At 55.4% G+C, this 20,738-nt stretch carries 19 protein-coding genes and 4 pseudogenes; 19 read left to right on the forward strand and 4 right to left on the reverse strand.

Going from position 1 to position 20,738, the window contains the following annotated elements; genetic code table 11:
- From NO878_RS17355 to NO878_RS16545, 4 genes and pseudogenes are all read left to right on the forward strand, one after another.
- Positions 1–87 (forward strand): PGF-CTERM sorting domain-containing protein (locus NO878_RS17355; RefSeq protein WP_256407138.1); only part of this gene is annotated, 87 nt, incomplete at its 5' end.
- Between the two features lie 443 nt (positions 88–530).
- Positions 531–767, forward strand: a pseudogene (gene tnpA / locus NO878_RS16535) (IS200/IS605 family transposase); the annotation flags it as partial.
- A 326-nt stretch (positions 768–1,093) separates the two neighbouring features.
- Positions 1,094–1,423: a transposase gene (locus NO878_RS16540; RefSeq protein ID WP_256407073.1), complete on the forward strand. Its 330-nt coding sequence runs from the start codon at positions 1,094–1,096 to the stop codon at positions 1,421–1,423.
- A 350-nt stretch (positions 1,424–1,773) separates the two neighbouring features.
- On the forward strand, positions 1,774–1,944 hold the full coding sequence (locus NO878_RS16545) for a hypothetical protein (protein ID WP_256407074.1): 171 nt from the start codon (positions 1,774–1,776) through the stop codon (positions 1,942–1,944).
- 191 nt (positions 1,945–2,135) lie between these two features.
- Here NO878_RS16545 and NO878_RS16550 read toward each other — a convergent pair whose 3' ends face one another.
- Positions 2,136–3,878 carry a carboxypeptidase-like regulatory domain-containing protein gene (locus NO878_RS16550; RefSeq protein ID WP_256407075.1) on the reverse strand — a complete coding sequence of 581 codons (1,743 nt, stop codon included), beginning with the start codon at positions 3,876–3,878 and terminating at the stop codon, positions 2,136–2,138.
- Between the two features lie 406 nt (positions 3,879–4,284).
- Between NO878_RS16550 and NO878_RS16555 the strand changes: the two genes are divergently transcribed.
- Positions 4,285–5,835, forward strand: a complete 1,551-nt coding sequence (locus NO878_RS16555; RefSeq protein WP_256407076.1) for a hypothetical protein — start codon at positions 4,285–4,287, stop codon at positions 5,833–5,835.
- Positions 5,836–6,166: 331 nt separating this feature from the next.
- Here NO878_RS16555 and NO878_RS16560 read toward each other — a convergent pair whose 3' ends face one another.
- The 3 genes from NO878_RS16560 to NO878_RS16570 all read right to left on the reverse strand — a co-directional run bounded on the left by NO878_RS16560 (position 6,167) and on the right by NO878_RS16570 (position 8,583).
- A complete protein-coding gene (locus NO878_RS16560) occupies positions 6,167–6,427 on the reverse strand; it encodes a HalOD1 output domain-containing protein (protein ID WP_256407077.1) in 261 nt (86 codons plus the stop codon).
- Positions 6,428–6,617: 190 nt separating this feature from the next.
- Entirely contained in the window at positions 6,618–8,279 is a 1,662-nt protein-coding gene (locus tag NO878_RS16565) for a PPC domain-containing protein (protein ID WP_256407078.1), read from the reverse strand.
- 151 nt (positions 8,280–8,430) lie between these two features.
- Entirely contained in the window at positions 8,431–8,583 is a 153-nt protein-coding gene (locus NO878_RS16570) for a hypothetical protein (protein ID WP_256407079.1), read from the reverse strand.
- 130 nt (positions 8,584–8,713) lie between these two features.
- On the opposite strand from NO878_RS16570, the pseudogene NO878_RS16575 reads away from it, so the two are divergent.
- The 14 genes and pseudogenes from NO878_RS16575 (at position 8,714) to NO878_RS16640 (ending at position 20,738) form a co-directional block, all read left to right on the forward strand.
- Positions 8,714–8,983: pseudogene (locus NO878_RS16575) on the forward strand (AbrB/MazE/SpoVT family DNA-binding domain-containing protein).
- Positions 8,983–9,411: a type II toxin-antitoxin system VapC family toxin gene (locus tag NO878_RS16580; protein WP_256407080.1), complete on the forward strand. Its 429-nt coding sequence runs from the start codon at positions 8,983–8,985 to the stop codon at positions 9,409–9,411. Before NO878_RS16575 ends, NO878_RS16580 begins: the two are co-directional and overlap by 1 nt.
- Before the next feature lie 588 nt (positions 9,412–9,999).
- A pseudogene (locus NO878_RS17360) lies at positions 10,000–10,398 on the forward strand (HNH endonuclease); the annotation flags it as partial.
- 275 nt (positions 10,399–10,673) lie between these two features.
- Positions 10,674–11,300, forward strand: a pseudogene (locus NO878_RS16590) (IS6 family transposase).
- Between the two features lie 106 nt (positions 11,301–11,406).
- Positions 11,407–11,958, forward strand: coding sequence for a DUF7342 family protein (locus tag NO878_RS16595; protein ID WP_256407082.1), 552 nt, complete (start codon positions 11,407–11,409; stop codon positions 11,956–11,958).
- 17 nt (positions 11,959–11,975) lie between these two features.
- A complete protein-coding gene (locus NO878_RS16600) occupies positions 11,976–12,464 on the forward strand; it encodes a hypothetical protein (protein ID WP_256407083.1) in 489 nt (162 codons plus the stop codon).
- A 2,060-nt stretch (positions 12,465–14,524) separates the two neighbouring features.
- Positions 14,525–15,643, forward strand: coding sequence for a hypothetical protein (locus NO878_RS16605; protein WP_256407084.1), 1,119 nt, complete (start codon positions 14,525–14,527; stop codon positions 15,641–15,643).
- Positions 15,643–17,454 carry an AAA family ATPase gene (locus tag NO878_RS16610; protein WP_256407085.1) on the forward strand — a complete coding sequence of 604 codons (1,812 nt, stop codon included), beginning with the start codon at positions 15,643–15,645 and terminating at the stop codon, positions 17,452–17,454. Before NO878_RS16605 ends, NO878_RS16610 begins: the two co-directional genes overlap by 1 nt.
- A gap of 115 nt (positions 17,455–17,569) precedes the next feature.
- On the forward strand, positions 17,570–18,409 hold the full coding sequence (locus NO878_RS16615) for a GP88 family protein (RefSeq protein WP_256407086.1): 840 nt from the start codon (positions 17,570–17,572) through the stop codon (positions 18,407–18,409).
- 3 nt (positions 18,410–18,412) lie between these two features.
- A complete protein-coding gene (locus NO878_RS16620; RefSeq protein ID WP_256407087.1) occupies positions 18,413–19,015 on the forward strand; it encodes a hypothetical protein in 603 nt (200 codons plus the stop codon).
- Positions 19,016–19,045: 30 nt separating this feature from the next.
- On the forward strand, positions 19,046–19,432 hold the full coding sequence (locus tag NO878_RS16625) for a hypothetical protein (protein ID WP_256407088.1): 387 nt from the start codon (positions 19,046–19,048) through the stop codon (positions 19,430–19,432).
- 67 nt (positions 19,433–19,499) lie between these two features.
- The gene (locus tag NO878_RS16630; RefSeq protein WP_256407089.1) at positions 19,500–19,904 is read left to right on the forward strand and encodes a hypothetical protein; all 405 of its coding nucleotides are present in this window, start codon (positions 19,500–19,502) and stop codon (positions 19,902–19,904) included.
- A 25-nt stretch (positions 19,905–19,929) separates the two neighbouring features.
- Positions 19,930–20,271, forward strand: coding sequence for a hypothetical protein (locus NO878_RS16635; protein WP_256407090.1), 342 nt, complete (start codon positions 19,930–19,932; stop codon positions 20,269–20,271).
- A gap of 248 nt (positions 20,272–20,519) precedes the next feature.
- Positions 20,520–20,738: a hypothetical protein gene (locus tag NO878_RS16640; RefSeq protein WP_256407091.1), complete on the forward strand. Its 219-nt coding sequence runs from the start codon at positions 20,520–20,522 to the stop codon at positions 20,736–20,738.

Raw genomic sequence — 20,738 nt, forward strand, 5'->3', positions numbered from 1 at the left:
ACCAGCGGTGGCGGGCCCGGCTTCGGTGCCATCGTCGCGGTCATCGCGCTGCTCGCGGCGGCCCTGCTGGCCACCCGGCGCGACTAACTCACCACGACTGACCGCCGGTAGCGGTCACACGGTGCGGTTTCGCGGTATTATTTTATACGAATTTGACAGACCAGCTATAGCTGGAGATTGGGGTGCAGACAATCGAAGTGAGTGGGAGACATTCTTGTAGGTGTGATATAGCTAGCACCTGTTAGAGAAATTTGATCTCTTTACCAACGAAGAAATTCAACTAAAGCGATGGCGCGGAATCCCCTTCCCCAAGGAGCAAGAGAAGTGAGTAGGGAGAGGAAGAGCGCGTTCGTATCGGCTACAACACTGATTTGTAGGTAGCTACCGAATTACAGCGGTAGCGAGACGAGAGCCCACCGCTTAAGCGGTGGGATGAAGCCGACAACTGGGAATCTGTCCACTTTCGTCGGCACGGCTGGGGTTGAATGGTTGTGTAACATCTTCAGGTGAAGATAATCTATATACTAACGATGCCTTGTAGGTTCGACAGGGAACGAACCAGCGTTCACAAACTCCAGTACCACTTCATCTGGTGTCCGAAGTACCGCAAATCGGTACTCGAAGGCGAGGTGTGTGGCCGTCTCGAAGCACTCATCGAGCAGAAAGCCGACGAAGTTGACTTGGAGATACTGGAGTTGACGATTCGTCCCGACCACGTGCACCTGTTTATTACGGGCGACCCGACGCTCGCCCCGAACAAGATAAAGTAACAGGTCAAGGTCTACTCCTCGCACTACCTCCGCGTTCCTCTCCGACCGCAAGACCACGTTCTACGGCGAGGAGATTCGCCGTATCCGCGAACACTACAAGCAGTTGTGGAAGTCATTGGGAAGGTGAAGCCCCGACAGGGACAGCAGATCGTGGAGCATATCGGTGACGCAGAAGCCCGAAAGGTAGACGGCCGCCTGCACAAGATCGATCGCTCCATTGTGGGGGATGCCGAAGAACGGAATGCGGTCGTCGTCGTGAGTGACCTCGGTGGGATTCGCAAGGACAACGACAGAGGCGATACGTTAACCACAAGATCCACAAGATGCCGTTCGCCCGCCTGCTCAACTACATCGAGTACAAGGCCCACGACGCGGGTATCGACGTGCAGTTGGTTGATGAATACGACACGTCGAAGACGTGCAAGCGCTGTGCCTCTGAGGGCGTCCGAGCAACACAGGGACGCTTCGAGTGTCCAGAGTGTGGTCTGGACGATAATGCGGACAAGAACGGTGCGCTGAATATCGGCAAACGAGCTTTGGGCAAGTTCTCGAAACCGCTGTCCGAAGCGGGGGACAGCCCGAAACGCAGATCATCGTCCCACGTGACGACGAACCTGCGAACCTCTCCATTTCCGTGGGTTCAACCCCAGTGAGGGAATCCCACGGCTTAATTGTGGGAGGGTGTCAGTTGCCGCGAACACAGCTATAGACGGTTGCAGGCATGCAGCAATCGCTGTTGTACGCGACGGTGTTGACTATCATATACCATAACGGTACCACAGCGTAGATTTGCTCGCTGTTTTCAGGTTTTAAATAATGGATCTTGGCAGTCGTTGAGTGCGCCGGTGGCGAGACCTTGCACAGATCGGACCTGATTGAATTAGAAAGCAGTACCTTGATGAACTGCCTTCCAGCCCAGATGGCGTGGGGCTTTCCGTTGCATTTGTACGAGTATCAGGAGTCACCCACAAAGCGTATATTGTCTTGCGATTGGCATACCAGTATGGATCGACGTGACGTAGTTGGACTGTTACTAACTATGCCTGCAATAGGAGCTCAAGGCATGAAATCCTCACTCAGCTATGTACTTCGAAAAGAGAAAAAAGATGAAGACAGTCAAAGTCACGCCCAAGAGGGTGAAAAAGTGGAAATCCGCGTAGAGATAAAAGATTAATATCCGTTTTTCTGTGACTAAATCGCAATACTGTTGAATCGAATGCTTTGGTCATCAAGTGGTTCCGAAGACTGAAAGCCTGCCCCTACCAGGACAGGCTCGTAAGACATGACAGAGCTATATCTGTCTGGCAGCGAATGCTGCATATCTCCTTATTCAACTGTCGATAATAAACTTCCGCCAGCTATGTCTCACCCCGTAACTCTGTTCACGAGTTGCAATATATCCAGATTCGTGACGGGCTCCCCACCAATCGGTTCGCCATTGTTTGCAGCGTTTACCGCCTCAAGTACATCCAAGTTCCCGATTTCGTTGTCTGGGCCACCAAATCGAGCAACCAGCGGGTCTTGCTCCGTTGTATTATTCTCATCAACTCTCAGTGTTACCGTCGCATCGCTGAATCCGCTAGCGGAGACCGATATTGGGTAGTCACCAGCCAAGCTTGCATTGATTGAGAATGTTATACTCCCGGTGGTATTCGTCGTTCCAGACTGCTGTAGATCCGAGATCTCGACAGTTGCGTCCTCAACAGGATTTTGGGTTTGAGCCTCAGTTACGGTAACGGTAACTTCTGTAGGCATTCCAGCTGTGATTGTTGATTGCGAAAGCGAGATATTGAGGGTACTAGACGAATCATCACTTGACCCTTGTGAACGCACTTGGAGGACAGGGTAATCATTCGCACGTGACTGCCAGAAGAAGTCTGATAGCGCGGTCATGTTACTCAGGGCCTGCTCCCCAGTCATTTTAGCAGTTGTCAACCCAGTAGCATTGCCTGCGGAGCTGTCTTGCCCTGTTGTCTCTATGTCCCAGTATGAGTCACGGATCGTGCCCGGTTGCTCACCGAAAAACGCCTCAGTATTGGTACCAACAAGTCCACCAGCAGTCGGTGTTCCAGCAATCTTTCCCGTTGCGAATGATGTTTGGACTGTTCCGCTTCTCGGATTGACTCCGAGAAGTCCACCGACGTTTTGCTCACCGGTCACATCACCAGTTGCCTTTGTGTTTTTGATTAAGCTCTCTTGATCGCCCGCAACACCGTTTTGCCCAACAAGTCCTCCGACCGTATCGTCTCCAGTAACGGGTCCACTAGCTGTCCCTTCTTGTATCGTTCCGGTGTTAACTCCCACAAGGCCGCCGACACGAATCTGCCCCTCTACGGATCCATCTGCACTCACGTTCTGAAGTTGTGCATCACCATCAACAAGTGTTGGGCCATTAGTACCAACGAGTCCACCGATTTTGTTGGTACCGTTGACGGATCCACGGGCGATTGCGTTTCGAATCTCTCCACTTGGAGGATTGTTAGCTCCTACAAGGCCACCGACGGTTTCAGTCCCATCAACAGATCCGCTTGCAGTCGCGTTTTTGACTGTACCACTGTTAGTCCCGACCAGCCCACCGATGGTATTATTACCTGTGACCGTACTGCTGGAGTCTACGTCCGATACTACGCTTTCGAAGTTGTTATTCCCCACAACACCTCCGATAGCGCTCGTTCCGTTGACTGTGCCTTCGACGCTTATACTTGTGACCGTTGTAGATGTAGAACCATCTCCTGCGGTACCGACGACTCCGCCGACGGCATTGCCTCCATCAACAGTCACACTAACAGTTATATCTGTAATCGTGCTCCCGGTGATTTCACCCGCTACCGAGCCGGTTTCCTGTTGCCCAGTGACAGTAGCATCTGTTAATGTTAAGTCTCGAATTTCACCACCTTTCACAAAGCCGAACAGTCCGACCCGAGTAGTCTCTGGACGATTAATAGTAAGGTCCGAGATAGTGTATCCATTGCCATCAAAGGTCCCTACAAAGGGGGACGATTCATTTGGCCCGACTGGATCAAACCCTTTTCCACTGTTCCACTGTGCAGTTCCGGTAGCGTCGATATCATTGCTGAGTTGATAGTGAGCACCTAAATCATCCTCCATTACCTGTAATTCAGAGGCTGTCGTGATAACGTAAGGGTCGTCTGTTGTCCCACTACCAGATAGGTCACTAATACTAACGCCCCCAGGATTGCCACTGGATTGAGCCTGTGCCGTTATGATGATTCCTCCGCTTATACCGGGCATCGATAACATAACTAGCACCGATACGATGAGGACGCATAATCTCGACCGTGACCTTTCTGGATCTGAGCACATATTACAGTATTTATGTGATATATTATATATAATAAATCCTTCTACTGAGTACAATGACACCGAGAGATCCTAATTACATCAAAAACATCTTATATACGAACAGTTATGCATAATAATTGTGTCCCCACAGTTTGTTTCTGAACAAGAACTTGCGGAGACGTATGGGCCAGAATCCGGCTTGGAGACGGTTATGCAGTACCGCGAGGCGACCCAACTCCGCGAACAAAATCCCGATATGGCACGTGCTGAAATTGCGCGTCGTGTCGACCGGCCCGCAGGTGCGGTCCGGGGCTGGCTCGTCGAGAACAAAGTCCCACGTGTTGTTTCCGGGATTCAAACTGCCCGTGAACACGGATGGATTAATGTCAACTCTGAATCTGAACGCTTTCGCTCTCTTAACCAGTTAGTCGCTTGGATATTTTCGGGAGGCGGAATTTCTGTTGATAGGTATACTCCACACTTTTCTGTTGATGATCCACTGATGCTGGCAGTGCTTTCTCAACACTTCCGCTGGCTTCAACTAGACTACCGGCGCCGACATCCAGAGAATCCAGAGCATCATCTTGAAGTCGTCCCTGCAGAGGGAAGCGCAATTTTAGGCCGTATCCTTTCAATTCTTGGCGCCCCACGTGGTGTGAAAGCCCAGTTGGATAATATTTCACTTCCCGGATACCTCTCGACCGTTGATGATGAACATCGACGTGACTTCATCCGGATTTATCTCCTCAATCGTACTACAGACCCGGAGCAAGCAGGATCATATATTCAGTCTGTTCCATCAGAAACATATGCTCACGAACTATGCGATCTGATTGAGTCAGTTACTCCGTGCTCAGCAACCGTTGGTCACCAACATCGGGTATGGGTACCAGCAGAAGCGGTACACAGTCTTGCTGGGGGAGCAAATATGAATATCCGATCAGGATTGGCGACAGCAGCAGTTTATGGTTCGCTCTCTCCTCCCACAGAGCGAGCCTTCGCCTCAACCTACCGACGTACAGAGACCCCGGGAGGCTATCGTTATCACCAGTGCTATCAGGCCGCCCTTGCTCAAGAGGACTCCAAAGCAACCCTAGCTGCCGATTTAGGTATTCCTGAGTCAACAATTCAAAGCTGGCGCCGAGGGAGTCGCCCCTATGCAACCAACTCGCTTGAACAGGCCCGCGAACACGGATGGCTCTCCTCCAAGGTAGAAAGTGAGACTACAACTAGCATGATAGCACTGCTTACATGGCTGCTTGCCCATGGAGCCCTCCGCGAGACTTACTATCCTATCTTTCGATCAAATACAGATACTCAACAGGAACGGTTCGCATCCATTGCTGAAACAATAGGACTCTCATATAATATTGTTCATCAAGACGATGACTACCGGTCTACCGAAATTCGGCCAGCAGTTGGTGGTAGCCTACTTGGACGGATTCTTTATGTTTTAGGCGCTCCACGGCGGAGTGAGCCACAGACAACAGCCGTGTTACCACCCCTCGCGTACCACTATCCACGCCACGCAAAGCAGGTTGCAGATATCTGGTGTCTTCATTACGCGAAAATGTCTACGAGCGAAGATATTTCATTTACCCTAACTATCCCCCGCCGTACTGGCGAGCAATTCTCGGACGCACTCGCAACACTGCTCTCAGATCGACTCAACTGGACAATCAGTCAATCCACGCCTCGTGAAATTGTTGTATCTGATTATCCCGAGGACACCTCAGTGCCAATTTCTAGTTATATCCAATGACATAGGCCTCTTTGTCATATCGCAGTTATGAATTGGATAGTTTTACCGCATCTACTTCAGCTTGGACCTTTCCGCTGGTACTCTGTCAAAGAGGCTTTTTTGGAGTCTGCGAGTGCCAGCGGCGAGCGAGGCAAGCCAAGACGCATCATTTTGTCAGATACTGTGTCGCCTGACGAACTGTCTACTTCCTCAACGGACTTGGAAAGGCAAAAGTCGTTTTGGTCGTTCTTTGGCCTCGCGAGCACCGAAGAAACGAAAAGTATAGCCGCGATCGCAGGGTGTTGAGCAGTCGTGGTTTTTGAGGCTCTCGCCGTCAATAAGTCCGATCATGCTATTTGTCTGGTGGTCCGTCCGGTTTATCAAGAAGAACAGTTGCCCCGTCCTTGGTGACAACAATTTGAATATCTTCCACAGTGAACCGGACCTCAACATCACTGGAGGAAGATATGAGAATTCGTTCCAGTGCCTCAACGTCAACGGCGTCGTAAAGCTGGTACGAATCGCTTGCCAACCCTTGAGATTCTAGTGTGTTGACGATCTCAACGAGTAGATTAGGGGAGACATCTGAGTCTTTCGGTGAAGAAGGTGCCATTGTGTCTTCAGTGGCTACGTAAGACAAATCACCCTTAAAAGTGGCGGCAGCTGAGGGTGATTAGACGGCGACTCAACCGTTAATATCCATGGCCTAGAGGCCCTCGTCATAACTTGATCGTACTTATCTCACTGGTTGCCCCTACAAGCTCATAGTATCTGAAGGGGAGTTGGATCGAAGGTTCGCTTGCTTAGTTGTCGTTCACGTAATTAACTAATCTAAGGATGTCAAGATTCCCAACAGACTGACCACCAATGTTCTGGTTGCTGTTAGCTGCATTAACCGCGTTAAGAACATCCAAATTTCCAATGCTGTCATCTCCACCGGTAAACCGCTGAAGATTCTGAGGCACCTGACTGTTGCTAGAGTCAGGTTGGAACGTCTGGTTGCTCTGTAACTCGTACGAACTCGTTGTCTGTTCGCTCTGGCCAGCGATCTCAATGTAGTACGTTCCCGACGTGGTGGCTTGATGAGAGATGGTAAGCCCTCCGAAGTCGTTTCCGTCGCTCGCCACTTGTGTTCGCCCGGGATCGTAAAGTCGGATGACCAGATCACTCAGCGAGTCTGCGGTCCTGATCTCAGCACTGACGCTCTCACTCTCGTTCAGCGTGATCTTGTAGTAGTCTAGCTCTCCGCCAACGATTCTGGCATCGCTGAATTCCTCGCGAAGAGGAGCAGCAGACTCAAAGTCGTCATTCGGTGCAAACTGGTCGTTCTCGGCTGGCGTTACGACGTCAACGTTTAATGTGTAGTCGCTTGTTGTCTGTTGGCTCTGCCCGAGTACTTCGATATAGTAAGTCCCGGTTTCTGGGGCCTTGATCGTGTAATCAATCCCCTGGAAGGAATTTCCATCGGCAACCAGTTGATTCCGCTCAGCATCGTAGAGCCGGATAGCCAAATCATCGAGCGAGTCTGCACTTGCTATGTCCACGCTAATCGCGTCGGTCACATTTGCTTCCAGTTGGTAGAAGTCCGACTCGCCTCCGACAATGCGCGCCTCACTGGAGCCCTCCGGAATTGATGCAGCTGATTCGAAGTCATCATTCGGTGCAAACTGGTCGTTCTCGGCTGGCGTTACGACATCGACATTTAATGTGTAGTTGCTCGTTGTTTGTTGGCTCTGCCCGAGTACTTCGATATAGTAAGTCCCGGTTTCTGGGGCCTTGATCGTGTAATCAATCCCTTGGAAGGAATTTCCATCGGCAGCCAGTTGACTCCGCTCAGCGTCGTAGAGCCGGATAGCCAAATCATCGAGCGAGTCTGCACTTGTTATGTCCACACTAATCGCATCGGTCGCATTTGCTTCCAGTTGGTAGAAGTCCGACTCACCGCCAACGATGCGCGCCTCACTGGAACCCTCCGGAATTGATGCAGCCGATCCGAAGTCATCATTCGGTGCAAATTGATCATTTTCAGCCGGCGTCACAACATCAATATTCAGCGTATAGCTGCTGTTCGTTCCCGCGCTCTGTCCTGCAACCTCAACGTAGTAAGTTCCTGTCTCTGGTAGTTTGATAGTCGCGTCGATGCCCTGAAAGGCATTTCCGTCACTGGCCAGTTGTGTCCGATCGGCATCGTAAATACGGAGTGTTAGATCATCCAGATTATCGGCGCTAGTGACTTCAGCGCTGAGTGCCTCAGTCGTGCTCGCATTTAATTTGAAGAAGTCCGACTCACCGTCCACAATCTCACCCGAAAAAGTCCCTTCGGATATCGCTACTGCTGTCTCAAAGTCATCGTTCGGTTCTGTATCGGTGGCGTAGACGACTCCGCCACCAGTGAACGCCGGGGTAACAATACCCGCAGTGGTCACAAGGACGAGGGTGATGGCCAATGTTCGTTTCGTCGCCATTGGATCATTTATTCGATAAGTCACAAATTGTTGTAAATTTGTCGCCTCCGGGTGTGGAAACTTCAGAACCGGGAACACGCTTCTCTGAGCAGGGCGGTTTCCAACCAGTCTTCGCTGGAGCCCCATTATCGAATATCGCATCACTGCTCCTCTAGCCGATCATCACGCCGTCGATTGGCGTCCAGTCCGCTAGAAGGTGGTCCGCCTCGACTTCAGCCGCCCGGAAGACGGCGTATTGGAGTTGCTCGTGGGTTTGGTTGTCTGTCGTTCGGACGACTCGGCCATGCTGCTCGACAACGTGCACGGGTTTCTCGAGGACAGTCGTAAGATAGTGGTCAGTCAGCATTCGACGGAGGTACTTTCGGACGGGTGAGACTCCGCAACGATCTACATGTGGCGCAACATGTGTAATAAGAGAGCCTGTACTCTTGGGTATGGCAACTGAAGAACCGCCCGAGGAAACTAAAATCAGCGACCGGGGGATGGTCACAATCCCGGCGAACCTTCGCCGCCGTCTTGACATCAAGGCCGGCGACAAGCTCCGCTAGGACGTCGACGACGATGGAAACCTCGTGGTTGAGGTCGTCAAGCAACGATACGGAGCCTTCGACGACTTTGAGCCGGTGTCGATGGGTGGCGAAGGGTCTGAAACGCACGACCTCGCTGGTCACGAAGACGATCCCGCGTTCTCGGAGAGCAGCTGATGTCAGTCGTAGTCGTCGACACAGGCGTTCTCGTCGGGATGGCAGACACCGATGACGAACACCACGGCGTCGCGATGGACATTATTCGTGGGATAGACCACGGCGACCTCCCCACGGGCCAGGTGACGAATTACATCGTCCTCGAGACGCTAAATTGGATACACAACCGGAAACGCCACGCAAAAGCCGTTGAGACGTACGAACGTCTCAATCAGTCTGCCGGATTCGAAATACTCCACGCGGCTCAGAAAGACTTTCCCCGGGCCGTGGAACTGTTTGAGACTTACGACGGTCTGTCATTTGGGGACGCAACCATCGCGGCGTACATGGCACGTGAGGACATCGAGTACCTGTACTCGTTCGATGACGACTTCGACACGCTCGGTGGCATCACCCGCCTGGGTACGGCCGACAATCCGTTCAACTGAGTGTTATACCGTCGACGAGGGAGCGTAGCTGCCAGACTGGACCAGTACAGAATCCGCCGACATCGTCGCAGCTTGCAGTGTCTCTTGTCTGGACTTCACGGGGTCGCTCTCGTACCTCTGCTGGGGACAATAAACCGACGCGAGAGGCGACTCCAGTTAGGAGTCTACGTGGGTGCCTCTCGGTTCGTCGCCCAGCTGTTCACGGGTGGGTGTAATCGACAGCATAGCCTGGAAGTCCACGCGCTACGGCTCGGCAGGATGCTCCACCGTTTCCAACACCGCTTCGATAATTTCCCGATAGGCTTCTTCGAGTCCCACGGTTTGCTGTTCGGCGAATACCCTGTCCCCCTGAGTGTAATTCTTGTGGTGGAAGACCGGTCCTCGTGAGTTGTTTGTATCTCCCGAGTGGGGTGAGGTGAGTTATTAAAGCGAGGCCCCGTGACCGAGAGTCAACTCCTCTGTTGAGGCATCGAGATTCAATCAGCAGCTATCGCTCGCGTCGCAGTGCGGCTTGTGTAGTGGTGTTCTCTTGTCGCCCTCACTGTGTTTGAGGACGCCCAGCCACGCGAGCAGCCACTATCATCGAATATGCGACCAACACATATCGAAGAAGCTGTGTTTGACCGTTGGGGCCGCGAGTGCGTGGTCTGCAGTCGAACCCCAGACGAATGGCTTGAGACCGACTCGGGGAACAGAGTCCAAGACAAACTGTCGTTGCACCATGTCAATGGCGACGATACTGACCACCGCGTTGACAATCTGATTCCGCTGTGTCAGAGCTGTCACGTCCACATCCACAAAGTCGACGAACCACCCTATCGAAAGTGGCATCGTCAACTCCCCATCGAACACCGTCACGCCTGGAACGCTCACTATCACGAGTACTATGAAGGCCCGCGCCTGACTCGTGAAGAAGCCGAACGCCGCTTCGGTGACGAGGGAGGTATTCCAGAGAGCGTCAAATACCTCAAACACGAACGTGAGGACTTCGACCCCTCCGAGTTTGAGGCTGCGGATACCGCCGAGGAACCAACCGCCAACGAGGATAGTGAGGACGAGACAGTCCCAGACGACGACAGCAACGATCACACTGATGTAGACTGTGATGGAGGCGATACCACATCGTAACGGGCCCTTCAATATCCAATTTACTCGGTATAGGACCTCTACCGCAAATAGCCTCCATTTTTGGTAAATTCCCACCGTTATTGGCGGTGTTCACATAAGGATGAAGGATGAGCCGGTGCGATTTCTGAGTGCCTGTGTCCGAAATCACCCGTCTCAGCGGTTATAGCGACCGCTTAGAGTTAGGATTTGTGGAGCGAGAGGCGACACCCGGGCCGGCGATGAAGCTCGGTATTCGACTCTATCTGGCTGGAATATCACTTTCGAATACTATCTCAATTCTTGACAGTTTGGATGTCGAGAGCTGTCGCTCGACCGTTCACAACTGGGTTCAGAAAGCCGATTTACAGCCTGCAGGCGGTGCCGACCCAGATCACGTTGCGGTCGATGAAACTGTGATCCAACTCAATGACGAGCGATATTGACTGTACGCCGCGGTCGATCCCGACACCAACTGCCTGCTCCATGCGCGGCTCTATTCGACGAGAACACAGGCGTTGATCGAGATGTTCCCTTCTGAACTCCGTGAGAAACATCTCGTCGACGACGCAGTCTTTCTCGTCGATGGCGCACCGTGGTTGCAGGCGGCCTGCCACCGCTTAGGACTCCGATTCCAGCATATTACACATGGGAATCAGAATGCCGTCGAACGTGTCTTTCGAAAACTAAAACGACAAACATAACAGTTCTTAAATACTTTTAGCCACGTTGAACCGAGTACCGCTGAAAGTTGGCTTCAAGCGTTCGCCTTCGCATGGAATTAGCTTATCTGAACACTACCCCTTCGCCCGCAACGCACTCTTGATTATGCGAGAGGGCACAAACATATATGAGAATGCAGCGCCAACACTGTCGTAAGAGGTGTCAAACATGTCCGAATTTTCGCGAGATGGGGTTCAGTCATGGACTGAATCGATGAGTGCCCGCGACCGCATTCGGGCGGTCACCGAGACGCTCCGCGAACCGCGGTCGGTCAACTGGATCAGCGAGCAGGCCGACGCCGCTTGGAGCACGACCAACGAGGAACTCCAGGATCTCGTTGACCAGGGCCAACTGCGTCGCGTTGAGGCCGGTGAGACGACGCGCTACCAGCCGGACTACACGCGATTGCTCTTCGAGGAGATCCGGACGCTCATCGAGAAAAACACGCGCGAGGAGCTGCGGAGCGAATTGGCCACGATCACCGAGGAGATCGAGGAGTGGCAGGCGACCTACGACGTCGAGACGTGGGAAGAACTCGAACAGTCGCTCGCCGACGGCGACCTCACAAGTGCGGAGCTCTGGGACCGCCGCGACGTCATCGCGTTCTGGCGCGAGAACGAGGAGGATCGCCGCCTCATCAAGCACGCACTGGAACTCTACTCCGACGTCGAAGCCGCCCGCGAGCAGATGGCTGACGTGGCTGACCCCGCCACGAGCTAATCCTCTTCTCTCACAGAATGATCTTTCTTGCCGGTCGCGACCGCTATACACAGCGGACCCTCTTCCGGGACGTTCACGACCGATTGACGAACCAACCAGGGTGTGAAGAAGTCCGCTATCGCCCGTCTCGACGCCGACCCCGGTACGTCATCGCGGATGTCGATCCGACGACGTTCCTGAGTGACTCTTACGACGCGGCGACAGCACGACTGGAGATTCGTTTCTGGTATCCCGCCGGCGTCGACCACGAATACTACCGCATAAACTGGGTCGAACCGGACCGAAATCTGATGCTCGGCTTCCACCAAGACGCCGACCATCCGGACCTTGGGCCCTGTCATATCCAACTCAATCACGAAGACACGCCGATTGGTCGGCACGAGGCGACGTTTCTCGATGCCCATCCACTCGCTGTCCTCGATGACCGACTACAGCAGTTCCCACCCGCGCTAGATGCGATTCACTGGAAGAATAGAGCGCCCTCGCTCCCTACTTGGCCCGTCTAGACAGCGAGTTCATCGAGCGTCTGGTGATGCGTCCGTGCCGTGGTCGGCGTGACGTTTCCGGACTCGGTGATGTCACGTTGCGCTATCCACTACCCCTGTTCCTGTCCCGATTTGTGGAGACAAGCCGCTGCGAACCCTGCCGAATGAACGCCCGCCGTGACTGACGTCGGACTCGAGGATACTCACCGTATTAACCAACAGAGACCACCTCCATCGGAGACTGTTGGTTAATCGGCGAGATTCCTTCTTCCCTATTCGTAAGCAGGCCCGTAGCGACCTGTGCCACACACCTGGCACTCCCAGATTGGTTGGTCCGTCCAAGTCTCGTCAGGGGGCGACTCGCGCGTTCTGTGCTCGTATCATCATGAGCCCCGTCTCAGAAGTGGCATCGTCAACTCCCGATGGAGCACCGCCACGCTTGGAACGCCTACTACCACAAGTACTACAAGGGCCCTCGCCTCACTCGTGAAGAAGCTGAGCGCCAGTCCGGTGACGACAAAGGATCCCAGAGCTCATAAAATATCTCAAACACGAACGCGAGGACTTTGACCCCTCAGAATTTTAGCCACATGAAACAGACGACGAGTCCGCTGCCAACGCCGGCCACGCGATCGATAGTGATGAAACGAAGACTGTGATAGATAGCGACGGTGTCGGGACTTACTGCGAGGGGGTAGCCACCCCTGCTGACTGTGCGGGTGACAACTTATCGACAAATCCAGACCGTGGCACTGAGCCGAGCCGCGGTCCGCAATAAGGCGGATCACTTGGTATAGGCGTATAGAACCCGGCTAAATACACTTTTACCTAAAACTGAATTTTTTTATACTGGTGGGAATAAGTCGATGGTAAGTATGCACTGGTAGCGTGGAGAAGCCACCTGTCGCGTGCGGCAGGTGGAGGATGTCAAAGGTTGTAACCCATGTAGGTCGTCTAATAGGCGATCAGGCCGTCACTGCGGTTCGGATGTCTTCCAACTGATGTTGGATACACCGAGCTTCGGTCGGCTGCCAAAGGAATCTGGAGTACATGGTTCACTTGGATCCCAACTGGGGCTCCAAGGTGGATGTCGGCGGGGAAACCTCGCCGATAGTGAGCAACACTGAAGCTACCCCCCAGCGACGCGATTGTCGATCTCTTTTTATTAATTCTGGCTACGGGAGGTACCTAGAAAGGACCACAGACCCGACAAGAATTGATGTGTACCCATCTGTTGGTACTGAGACAGGGTCAAGGTAGGTGCAGTACTCACAGTAGACGGCAATTGAATCAGCTGTAGATTGAGTCCGAGGGTGAAGTTGCGTAGCTAGAATAGTGATGTCGTCGTGAGATGGAGAGTTTGTATCTCCCGGTTGGGATGAGGCGGGGTAGAGAGACAGACAGACAGCCACGAGCCAGTGTAATCTTGGCGTGGTTGTCTTGACGCATTCCGCCTCTGAGTTCTATGAGATGGCATCAACAGTGGCGACACACTCCCCAGCTGTATCGACTCTTGAACCAGCGAAGTGGTTTCTCGCGGAGTCCCTAATGAGCGAACGTAGCAAACAGGGACAGAGGAGTCGCGAAGCGCTCGAAATGCATCTCGCTCAGGCGATCACTCGGTGTAAGTCGCCGGTTGTCCGGACTCATCTGGAGGCTGCGTTGCGGCATTGTCGTGACCTCCCGTCGACACCGCTCGTTGAGTGTCCTGTCTGTGGACGGGTTGGGTTGCCGGAACGAATCCAGATGCATGACTGTCCCAAGTCTCGGGACAGCTGACAACACCCACTCGCCGAGCTAGTTTTAGTCACGGCACCGTCCCGTTCCTCGGTGTCAACGACGCCGTCGACGCCGAGTACCCCGACGCCATCACCGCTCGGGGCCGGCGGTACGTCCAAGACGAGGACACCCCGCAGTCGTTCAAAACGGCGCTCTCAGTCCTCCCCCACGCCGGCGAGGGCAACCTCTGGGCCGACAACGAATTCGTCGCCCCTGGCGAGGACGGCACCGTCGACGTCGACCTTGAGGCCATTCGGAACGTCCACGGACTCGATATCGATGATCTCGAAGGCCGAACCGGCATGACGCTCCCAGAGATGGTCCAGCGGGCCGACCCCGAACCCCTCATCGGGATCGGGACGCACAAAGACATTATCGACCGCCGCCGTCTAGCGCTTCGCACACTCGGCTTCGACGTGAAGTTCCGCTGGCAGATCGCGTCCAGTCGGTATACGCCCGGCAACATGCGCGCATTCTTCAAGCGGAAAATCGCCGCCTGTCAGCAACACGGGATCGAGAACGCCTTTGGGTGGATTCGCCACTACGACTGGGGTGGCTCGGTCACCATCACGACCATCTATCCCTCCAAGGGCTTCGAAATCGACCCCGCCGGCGAGACCGATATCGATCTGCAAAACGGCGAGTTGACCGTCGCGACCGATGGCGACCTGGAAGATGATATCGATGAATCCGAGCCGACGACGGTGTACTACGGCGATCGGCTGGGATACGACTTCCGTGGCCGCCAGAAGTTGTGGGTGAAGCCAGTGATCTACATCCCCGAGGCTGGTACGATGATCCCACTCCCGCACCCGGAAGCCGACCTCTCCCGAAAACACACAGGCAACCTGATGGACGACGCCATCGATTGGCACGAACGGGTGCTGAGTACGATCGATGACCTCAGCCAGACGGTCAACCAAGAGATCAAACGGGCCCGTCTGGTCGCGATTGATTTCGGTGACCTGCCCTTCGATGTGGCCGAGTTCTATCGCTATCTCGGCGTTCGGAACGACAAATACGTTGAGGCCGCCGCCGACCGGGCGACGGCGCTGGCGAGTCCCTCGGACCAGCCGACGTTGTGGAACCTCCAGTTGTCCCTGAAACTCGCCATTCTCGATAACTACGACGGCAATCGGGCGGGCAAGACCTACCGCGAATACCAAGAACTTGCCGGCGAGATTCTGCGCCATCCGGCGACGATGATCACCACCGCCAAAGAACAGTATCGGATCGAGGCGGCCCAAGACGAAGAGAAAGACGAGCCCGATCTCGATGCCGACCAGACGACCCTCGCCGACTCCCTTGAGGACGTGATGGATATGGCCGGCGTAACCGAGAACCGAATCGACGCCACGGAAGCCCAGCAGATCGAACAGCGTGTTCAACAGCGCCTGCCGAACTCGGGGGGTGAGGCCTAATGGCCAGTACCGACGATGGAGCGGACACGCCCACCGACCAACAGATCCTGAGCCACTTCGTGGCTCGCAAACTCCGCGAAAATGGTGGAACTATTTCCATCCCCACGGTCACCTACGCCGTCAGCGACGTCGCCGACCTCACCGCCAACGAGGCGGGCGCGCTCATCACCAATGGACGGGGGACCATCTACACGATCGGCCGCGACCAACACGGCGAAGGACAGGTCGAAGGCGTCGATCCGATCGGTGCCGAACCGGCCGTCGTAGCGGAACGATTCGGTGGGCCGGCCCCCACCGATGCGGATTTCATCACCCTCGACGGCGTCGACGAGGCCGTGGAGGCGGCGCTGGTTGCGGCTGGGTACGGGTCGCTCGAAGAGTTGTCCGAGGCCGATCCCGAGACTGTCGCGACGAAGATCAACGACGAACTGGATGCCCGCGCCGAAGTGGCTGATTTCGATGATCTGAACGGGCTGACGAGCTCGGAGATCACCGACCTCCAACACCAAGACATCACCACCAAGCGTGACTTGGCCCAGGCCGATCCCCAGTACGTCGAAAGCCAGAGCCAGTCGTCCACCCTTCGGGCCGCGAAGATCAGGCAGGTCCAACGGCGGGTCGCCGACGACGTCGACATCTGGGACACCAGCGATGCCCAGAGCCTCATGACCGAGGCCCACCGACAGCTGCCCGCCAGCAACGAGATTGCCGCGACCCAGATCGAACGCCACAAGGCCCGGAAGGAGACACTCGGGCACGCGGGGGCGGTCATCACCGAGGTCGAAGAGCAGACCGACACCGTGGGCGAACCGCTCGCAGTAGTCCGGGACGACTTGGACCCGGCTGATCCCGAAGCGAACTACGTGTCCGATATCGGTCGCAACGAGCCCGCCCCCGTGAACACCGGCTTTCCGATTCTCAAGGACGTTGGCTACGACCTCGTTCCGAAACCGGACACCCACCCCGACGCCGGCCATTCGGCACTCCCGACCGACGAGGACGGGGAAGTCGTCCCGCCGACGGTGCCGGTCGAGCGCGACCTCCAGTTGCCCCTTGACGAACTGATCGCGAAGAAGCTCGGGCGCAACGTCCCGGTGCGAATCGTTGGTCCCCGTGGGAGCGGGAAGAACTATCTCATGAAGTATCTTTGCTACAAGACGAATCGGGGGTACAGGTCCTTAGACGTCGACAAAGCGACGATGCCCCAGGACCTCTTCGGTCCGATTGCCCCCGACGAAAACGGCAAGCTCGAGCCCAAGAACGCCGAAGTCAAGCAGGGACTGCTCAACGGCGACGTAATTGTTCTGAACGAGTTTCCCGTGATGCAAGCCGGGGCCGCCATGAGCCTGCATCAGCTCCTGAATGAGAACAAAATCGTCATCAAAAGCCACGGCCAAGAGATCGAACCCCATCCCCAGGCGCGTGTGGTCATCACGATGAACCCGCCGACGCGGGAGTACCGCGATTCCGAGCCGATGAACTCCGCGACTCGGGGGCGGTTCCGCTCGTTCTGGCAAGGGTATCCCGATACGGTCGAAGACGAAGTGCGGGCGCTGGATCAACAGGTCAACACCGGCCAGCCCGTCGTCGACGAACAGACCCTCGAGAAAATCGTCGAATTCGCCCATCGAACCCGCAAGGACGACCTCTCGAACTGGCCGACCCTCTCGACGCGGAACCTCACCATCGTCTGCGAGCATATCGCTGACGGGGCCTCTCCGAACGCAGCGATGAAAAACGTCCTGCGGATGGTCGCCGAGCCGAACCAGCATCCCGAGGACGCCTTCGAGTCGCTCGGCGAAATACTGTGAGTGGACTTCTCTGAGTGTTCTTCAGAAGCGTATATCGGCCACCAAAACAGCTGTCAGGGGGAGGGGGGTGGATCCATTTGTGCCCTCCGGTTAGAGTGGAGAGCTCTAGTTGAGTATGTCTGTTCAGAGTCGAATCGGCACCTTTGGCCCGGGGCAGGGCCCCGCAGCGAAGCGGCCCCCCGAACGGTTCGACGACGACGAACTCGAACATCATATCGCTCCTAACTGTATCTATGACTTCGATGTGGATCAGGTCAACGGGATCCACAAGCTCCGCCAGCGAATCCACGAGACGGTGTTTGCTGACGACCCCGCCGAGAAGTGGTCCTGGATCCTCGGCGACCACTTCACCATGGGCAACAAAAAGGTCGCAAAAGAAGTCGCGATCTACAATTTCGGCGGTGCAGCGCATGACTGTCTGAATCTGGGAACAGAGCACTGCCAGGTGGACGCCGCGAATTGCTATGCCGTCAGAACGGAGGACAACTATCCACACCCACTCGATGCCCGCCGTCGCGAACTGATAATATGGGACCACTTGGACCCCCAGACATTCGCCGACGCGTTCCGCCACTGGCACGGTCGGAAACGAAACGAGGTGACGGCGCTGCGCCTGAACGAATCCGGGGACTTTCGGCACCGACACGACCTGTTCAAAGTCGATCAAGTGGCCCGGCTGTTAGACGATATCGTGGACGTGTACACATACTCGTCCTCGGACTGGTTGCCGTGGCACAAGATCGACCACATTGTGGTCAATCGCTCGAACCAGCGCAAGGACTTCGGCGCGCGCCGCTTTGAGGTCGTTGACGACGTCTCGGATATCCCCGACGGAGGAATCCGTTGCCCCCACGATGTCAGTGATGGGGAAATCAAGTGTGGATCATGCCGACTCTGTCTCGAGGAAGACGCCGGCGACGTGTATGTCAAGAACTTTTACGCCGACGAAGAGTGACCAATGCCTGCCAACACCCAACTCATCGACGACGACGTGCCGCGCACTCCACCAACCGACAGCGCCGAGTGCGAACTCGAACGCCAATACGAGTGGCTGTTTCGCCGGTTCACCGCCCCGGAGTGGGACGTCTCGGAATTCCACATCGAGACCAACGACCACGCCGAAACCGACGCGACAGCGTTTGAGGGCGCACTGAGCCACGAGTCGGGGTCGCTCGTCCAGCTGCTCCCGTTCGATCCCGAGGCCCACCAGCGAGAGGCCCCGATCTTCCACGCCACTCGGGTTCGTCTTCGGGATGCAACCGAGGACACGAATCACTACATTACGGTCGCGGAGCCCACCGACGAGTGGGCGTCGGCACCGTTTCCACGAGAGGAATTTCTTGGAAAGCGGGCCCATCCCCGCTCGTCTGCCAGGAAGCAGATCGTCGCCCACGAGCAGGCGGCCGTCCACGACGAGGATGACCTTATCCTTGAAACCGATGGCGGAGCGCGAGGCTATGCCCTTACCACAGCGAAAGAAACGGTTCTCGCTGTGTTCGGGGCAACCCAGTCTGTCACGAAGCAAAAGCGCAAGCAAGCCGGCTTGGAAGGGTTCCTGTGAGCTGTTTGTACCTCCCGGAAGTAGTGAAGGATGATCGAGATCAGCCAGCCGCCGGCCCACGAAGAAATCGACGCCGCGACAGCCGAACTTGAGGCCCTTGCGGCAGACGACACGCTCCAGTTCGAACCCCACGATGACAGCGAGGACGATAGGGACGGCCGCGATGCAATCCAGATCTGGGGCGTCGAACACAACGGCGAGTCGCTTGTGGTGAATCTCTCCGATCCCGACGTACCGGTCCACGACTGGGATCGGACTGTCGAGTACCTCCACCTCACTCGCTGGGACAAGTACTTTGGTCGGCCGGCGGCCCGGATCGAACAGTTCAACGGCGTGGAGGCGACCCACGTCGGCTACGTCCGTGGCATCGACCCGGACGGAGAGACACCCACCGTCGTGTGGGAACCGGTGCGCTAAGTCCTCTGCGGCCGCTCCAGAGTGTTTGTATCTCCCGAAGAAGTAGTGAAAGAGGGCTACCAGAAAGATGTGTGACCATCCCACCACTGAGGCGTTCGAATCGCTCGCAGACGGCACGAAACTCACGATTCAGTTAGAAAGCGACGACACCCCAGAGATGGCTGGCGCAACTGTCGCCCGAATCGGGGACGGCTTCGCCCGCCCGTACCTGCAGGAAGTCTCGGGGCGCTTCTGTGGGACAGTCACCAACGACGACGGGCCCAACGAACTGGTCCTCGAGGGAGAACTGTATCGATACGAGATTCAGCTGCCAGATATCGACTGGTGGGGCGAGGAGTGCTCCGAGTGCGGCGAGGTAGGCCCGCCCGAGGAGCCCTGCCCCACCTGCGAAAGCAGAGTTGCCCAGATGGCATTCACGGGCGGCGCGACGCCTGCAACCCGCCGACCACCCCACGGAAATACAGCGCGGTAGACGTAGCAGATTCTCGCTTCAATACATGACGATGCAAGTCAATACGATCATCGAGTTCGAAGTGACGTTTAAACAAAACCTAGAATCCTCCAATGCCCTGTTCGGTCTAGTCGATCGCTGTGCAGGGTTGTTTGTCCAAGATGGCGACAACCGGGCTAGGCACGAGAAGGTTGAGGTGTCCGGGCGAACAGCCGCCGGCAAGATCGAGGCGTGGCGGGAGATTTCGACAACGGAACCAGTCGCGCCCGTCCGTGAAGATATCGCCAACGAGGTTGTCCCCGAACTGCATGACGTGCTGTCTTCGCTCCCGTACGTCATCGACGTGACCATCGGGTCTGTCGAACTGACCGACGCTGATATCAACTAGATCACGATAAGTCACTGAATACGGTATCGTTCCACTATGGCCACTGCAGGGTGTTTGTATCTCCCGAAAAAGTAGTGAAGGAGGCCTAAGGGGGATGTGAACAGTCACAGATCCCCAATTCAACTATATCAATGCAAGTCAACACGCTCATCCAGTTCGAGGTAACGTTCGAAGAAAATAGGGGTGGCCCAAACACCCGATGCCAACTAGTCGATTGTTGTGCAGAGATGTTTGGTGGCGCTGGTGACATGCGAACCAAGCATGGTGAGGTTGGAATGCACGGGTGGACAGCCGTCGGCGAGATCAAGGCATGGCGAGAGATTTCGGCAACGGAACCAATGGATTCAGTTCGTGAAGACATCGCTGACGAAGTTATCCCCGAACTGCGAGACGTGCTTTCCTCGCTCCCGTACGTCGCAGACGTCGTCATCAAGCCCGTCGAACTGACCGACGCTGATATCAACTAA

Source organism: Haloplanus ruber, from assembly GCF_024494725.1.
GTDB classification, from domain to species: Archaea; Halobacteriota; Halobacteria; order Halobacteriales; family Haloferacaceae; genus Haloplanus; species Haloplanus ruber.

Coding starts and splice junctions, on each gene's coding strand:
- NO878_RS16555 (WP_256407076.1), top strand. CDS start 4,285: ATGCAGTACCGCGAGGCGACCCAACTCCGCGAACAAAATCCCGATATG.
- NO878_RS16580 (WP_256407080.1), top strand. CDS start 8,983: ATGTCAGTCGTAGTCGTCGACACAGGCGTTCTCGTCGGGATGGCAGAC.
- NO878_RS16640 (WP_256407091.1), top strand. CDS start 20,520: ATGCGAACCAAGCATGGTGAGGTTGGAATGCACGGGTGGACAGCCGTC.
- NO878_RS16545 (WP_256407074.1), top strand. CDS start 1,774: ATGGATCGACGTGACGTAGTTGGACTGTTACTAACTATGCCTGCAATA.
- NO878_RS16595 (WP_256407082.1), top strand. CDS start 11,407: ATGTCCGAATTTTCGCGAGATGGGGTTCAGTCATGGACTGAATCGATG.
- NO878_RS16550 (WP_256407075.1), bottom strand. CDS start 3,878: ATGGAGGATGATTTAGGTGCTCACTATCAACTCAGCAATGATATCGAC.
- NO878_RS16625 (WP_256407088.1), top strand. CDS start 19,046: ATGATCGAGATCAGCCAGCCGCCGGCCCACGAAGAAATCGACGCCGCG.
- NO878_RS16615 (WP_256407086.1), top strand. CDS start 17,570: ATGTCTGTTCAGAGTCGAATCGGCACCTTTGGCCCGGGGCAGGGCCCC.
- NO878_RS16620 (WP_256407087.1), top strand. CDS start 18,413: ATGCCTGCCAACACCCAACTCATCGACGACGACGTGCCGCGCACTCCA.
- NO878_RS16565 (WP_256407078.1), bottom strand. CDS start 8,279: ATGGCGACGAAACGAACATTGGCCATCACCCTCGTCCTTGTGACCACT.
- NO878_RS16630 (WP_256407089.1), top strand. CDS start 19,500: ATGTGTGACCATCCCACCACTGAGGCGTTCGAATCGCTCGCAGACGGC.
- NO878_RS16610 (WP_256407085.1), top strand. CDS start 15,643: ATGGCCAGTACCGACGATGGAGCGGACACGCCCACCGACCAACAGATC.
- NO878_RS16600 (WP_256407083.1), top strand. CDS start 11,976: ATGATCTTTCTTGCCGGTCGCGACCGCTATACACAGCGGACCCTCTTC.
- NO878_RS16560 (WP_256407077.1), bottom strand. CDS start 6,427: ATGGCACCTTCTTCACCGAAAGACTCAGATGTCTCCCCTAATCTACTC.
- NO878_RS16540 (WP_256407073.1), top strand. CDS start 1,094: ATGCCGTTCGCCCGCCTGCTCAACTACATCGAGTACAAGGCCCACGAC.
- NO878_RS16605 (WP_256407084.1), top strand. CDS start 14,525: ATGACGCTCCCAGAGATGGTCCAGCGGGCCGACCCCGAACCCCTCATC.
- NO878_RS16635 (WP_256407090.1), top strand. CDS start 19,930: ATGACGATGCAAGTCAATACGATCATCGAGTTCGAAGTGACGTTTAAA.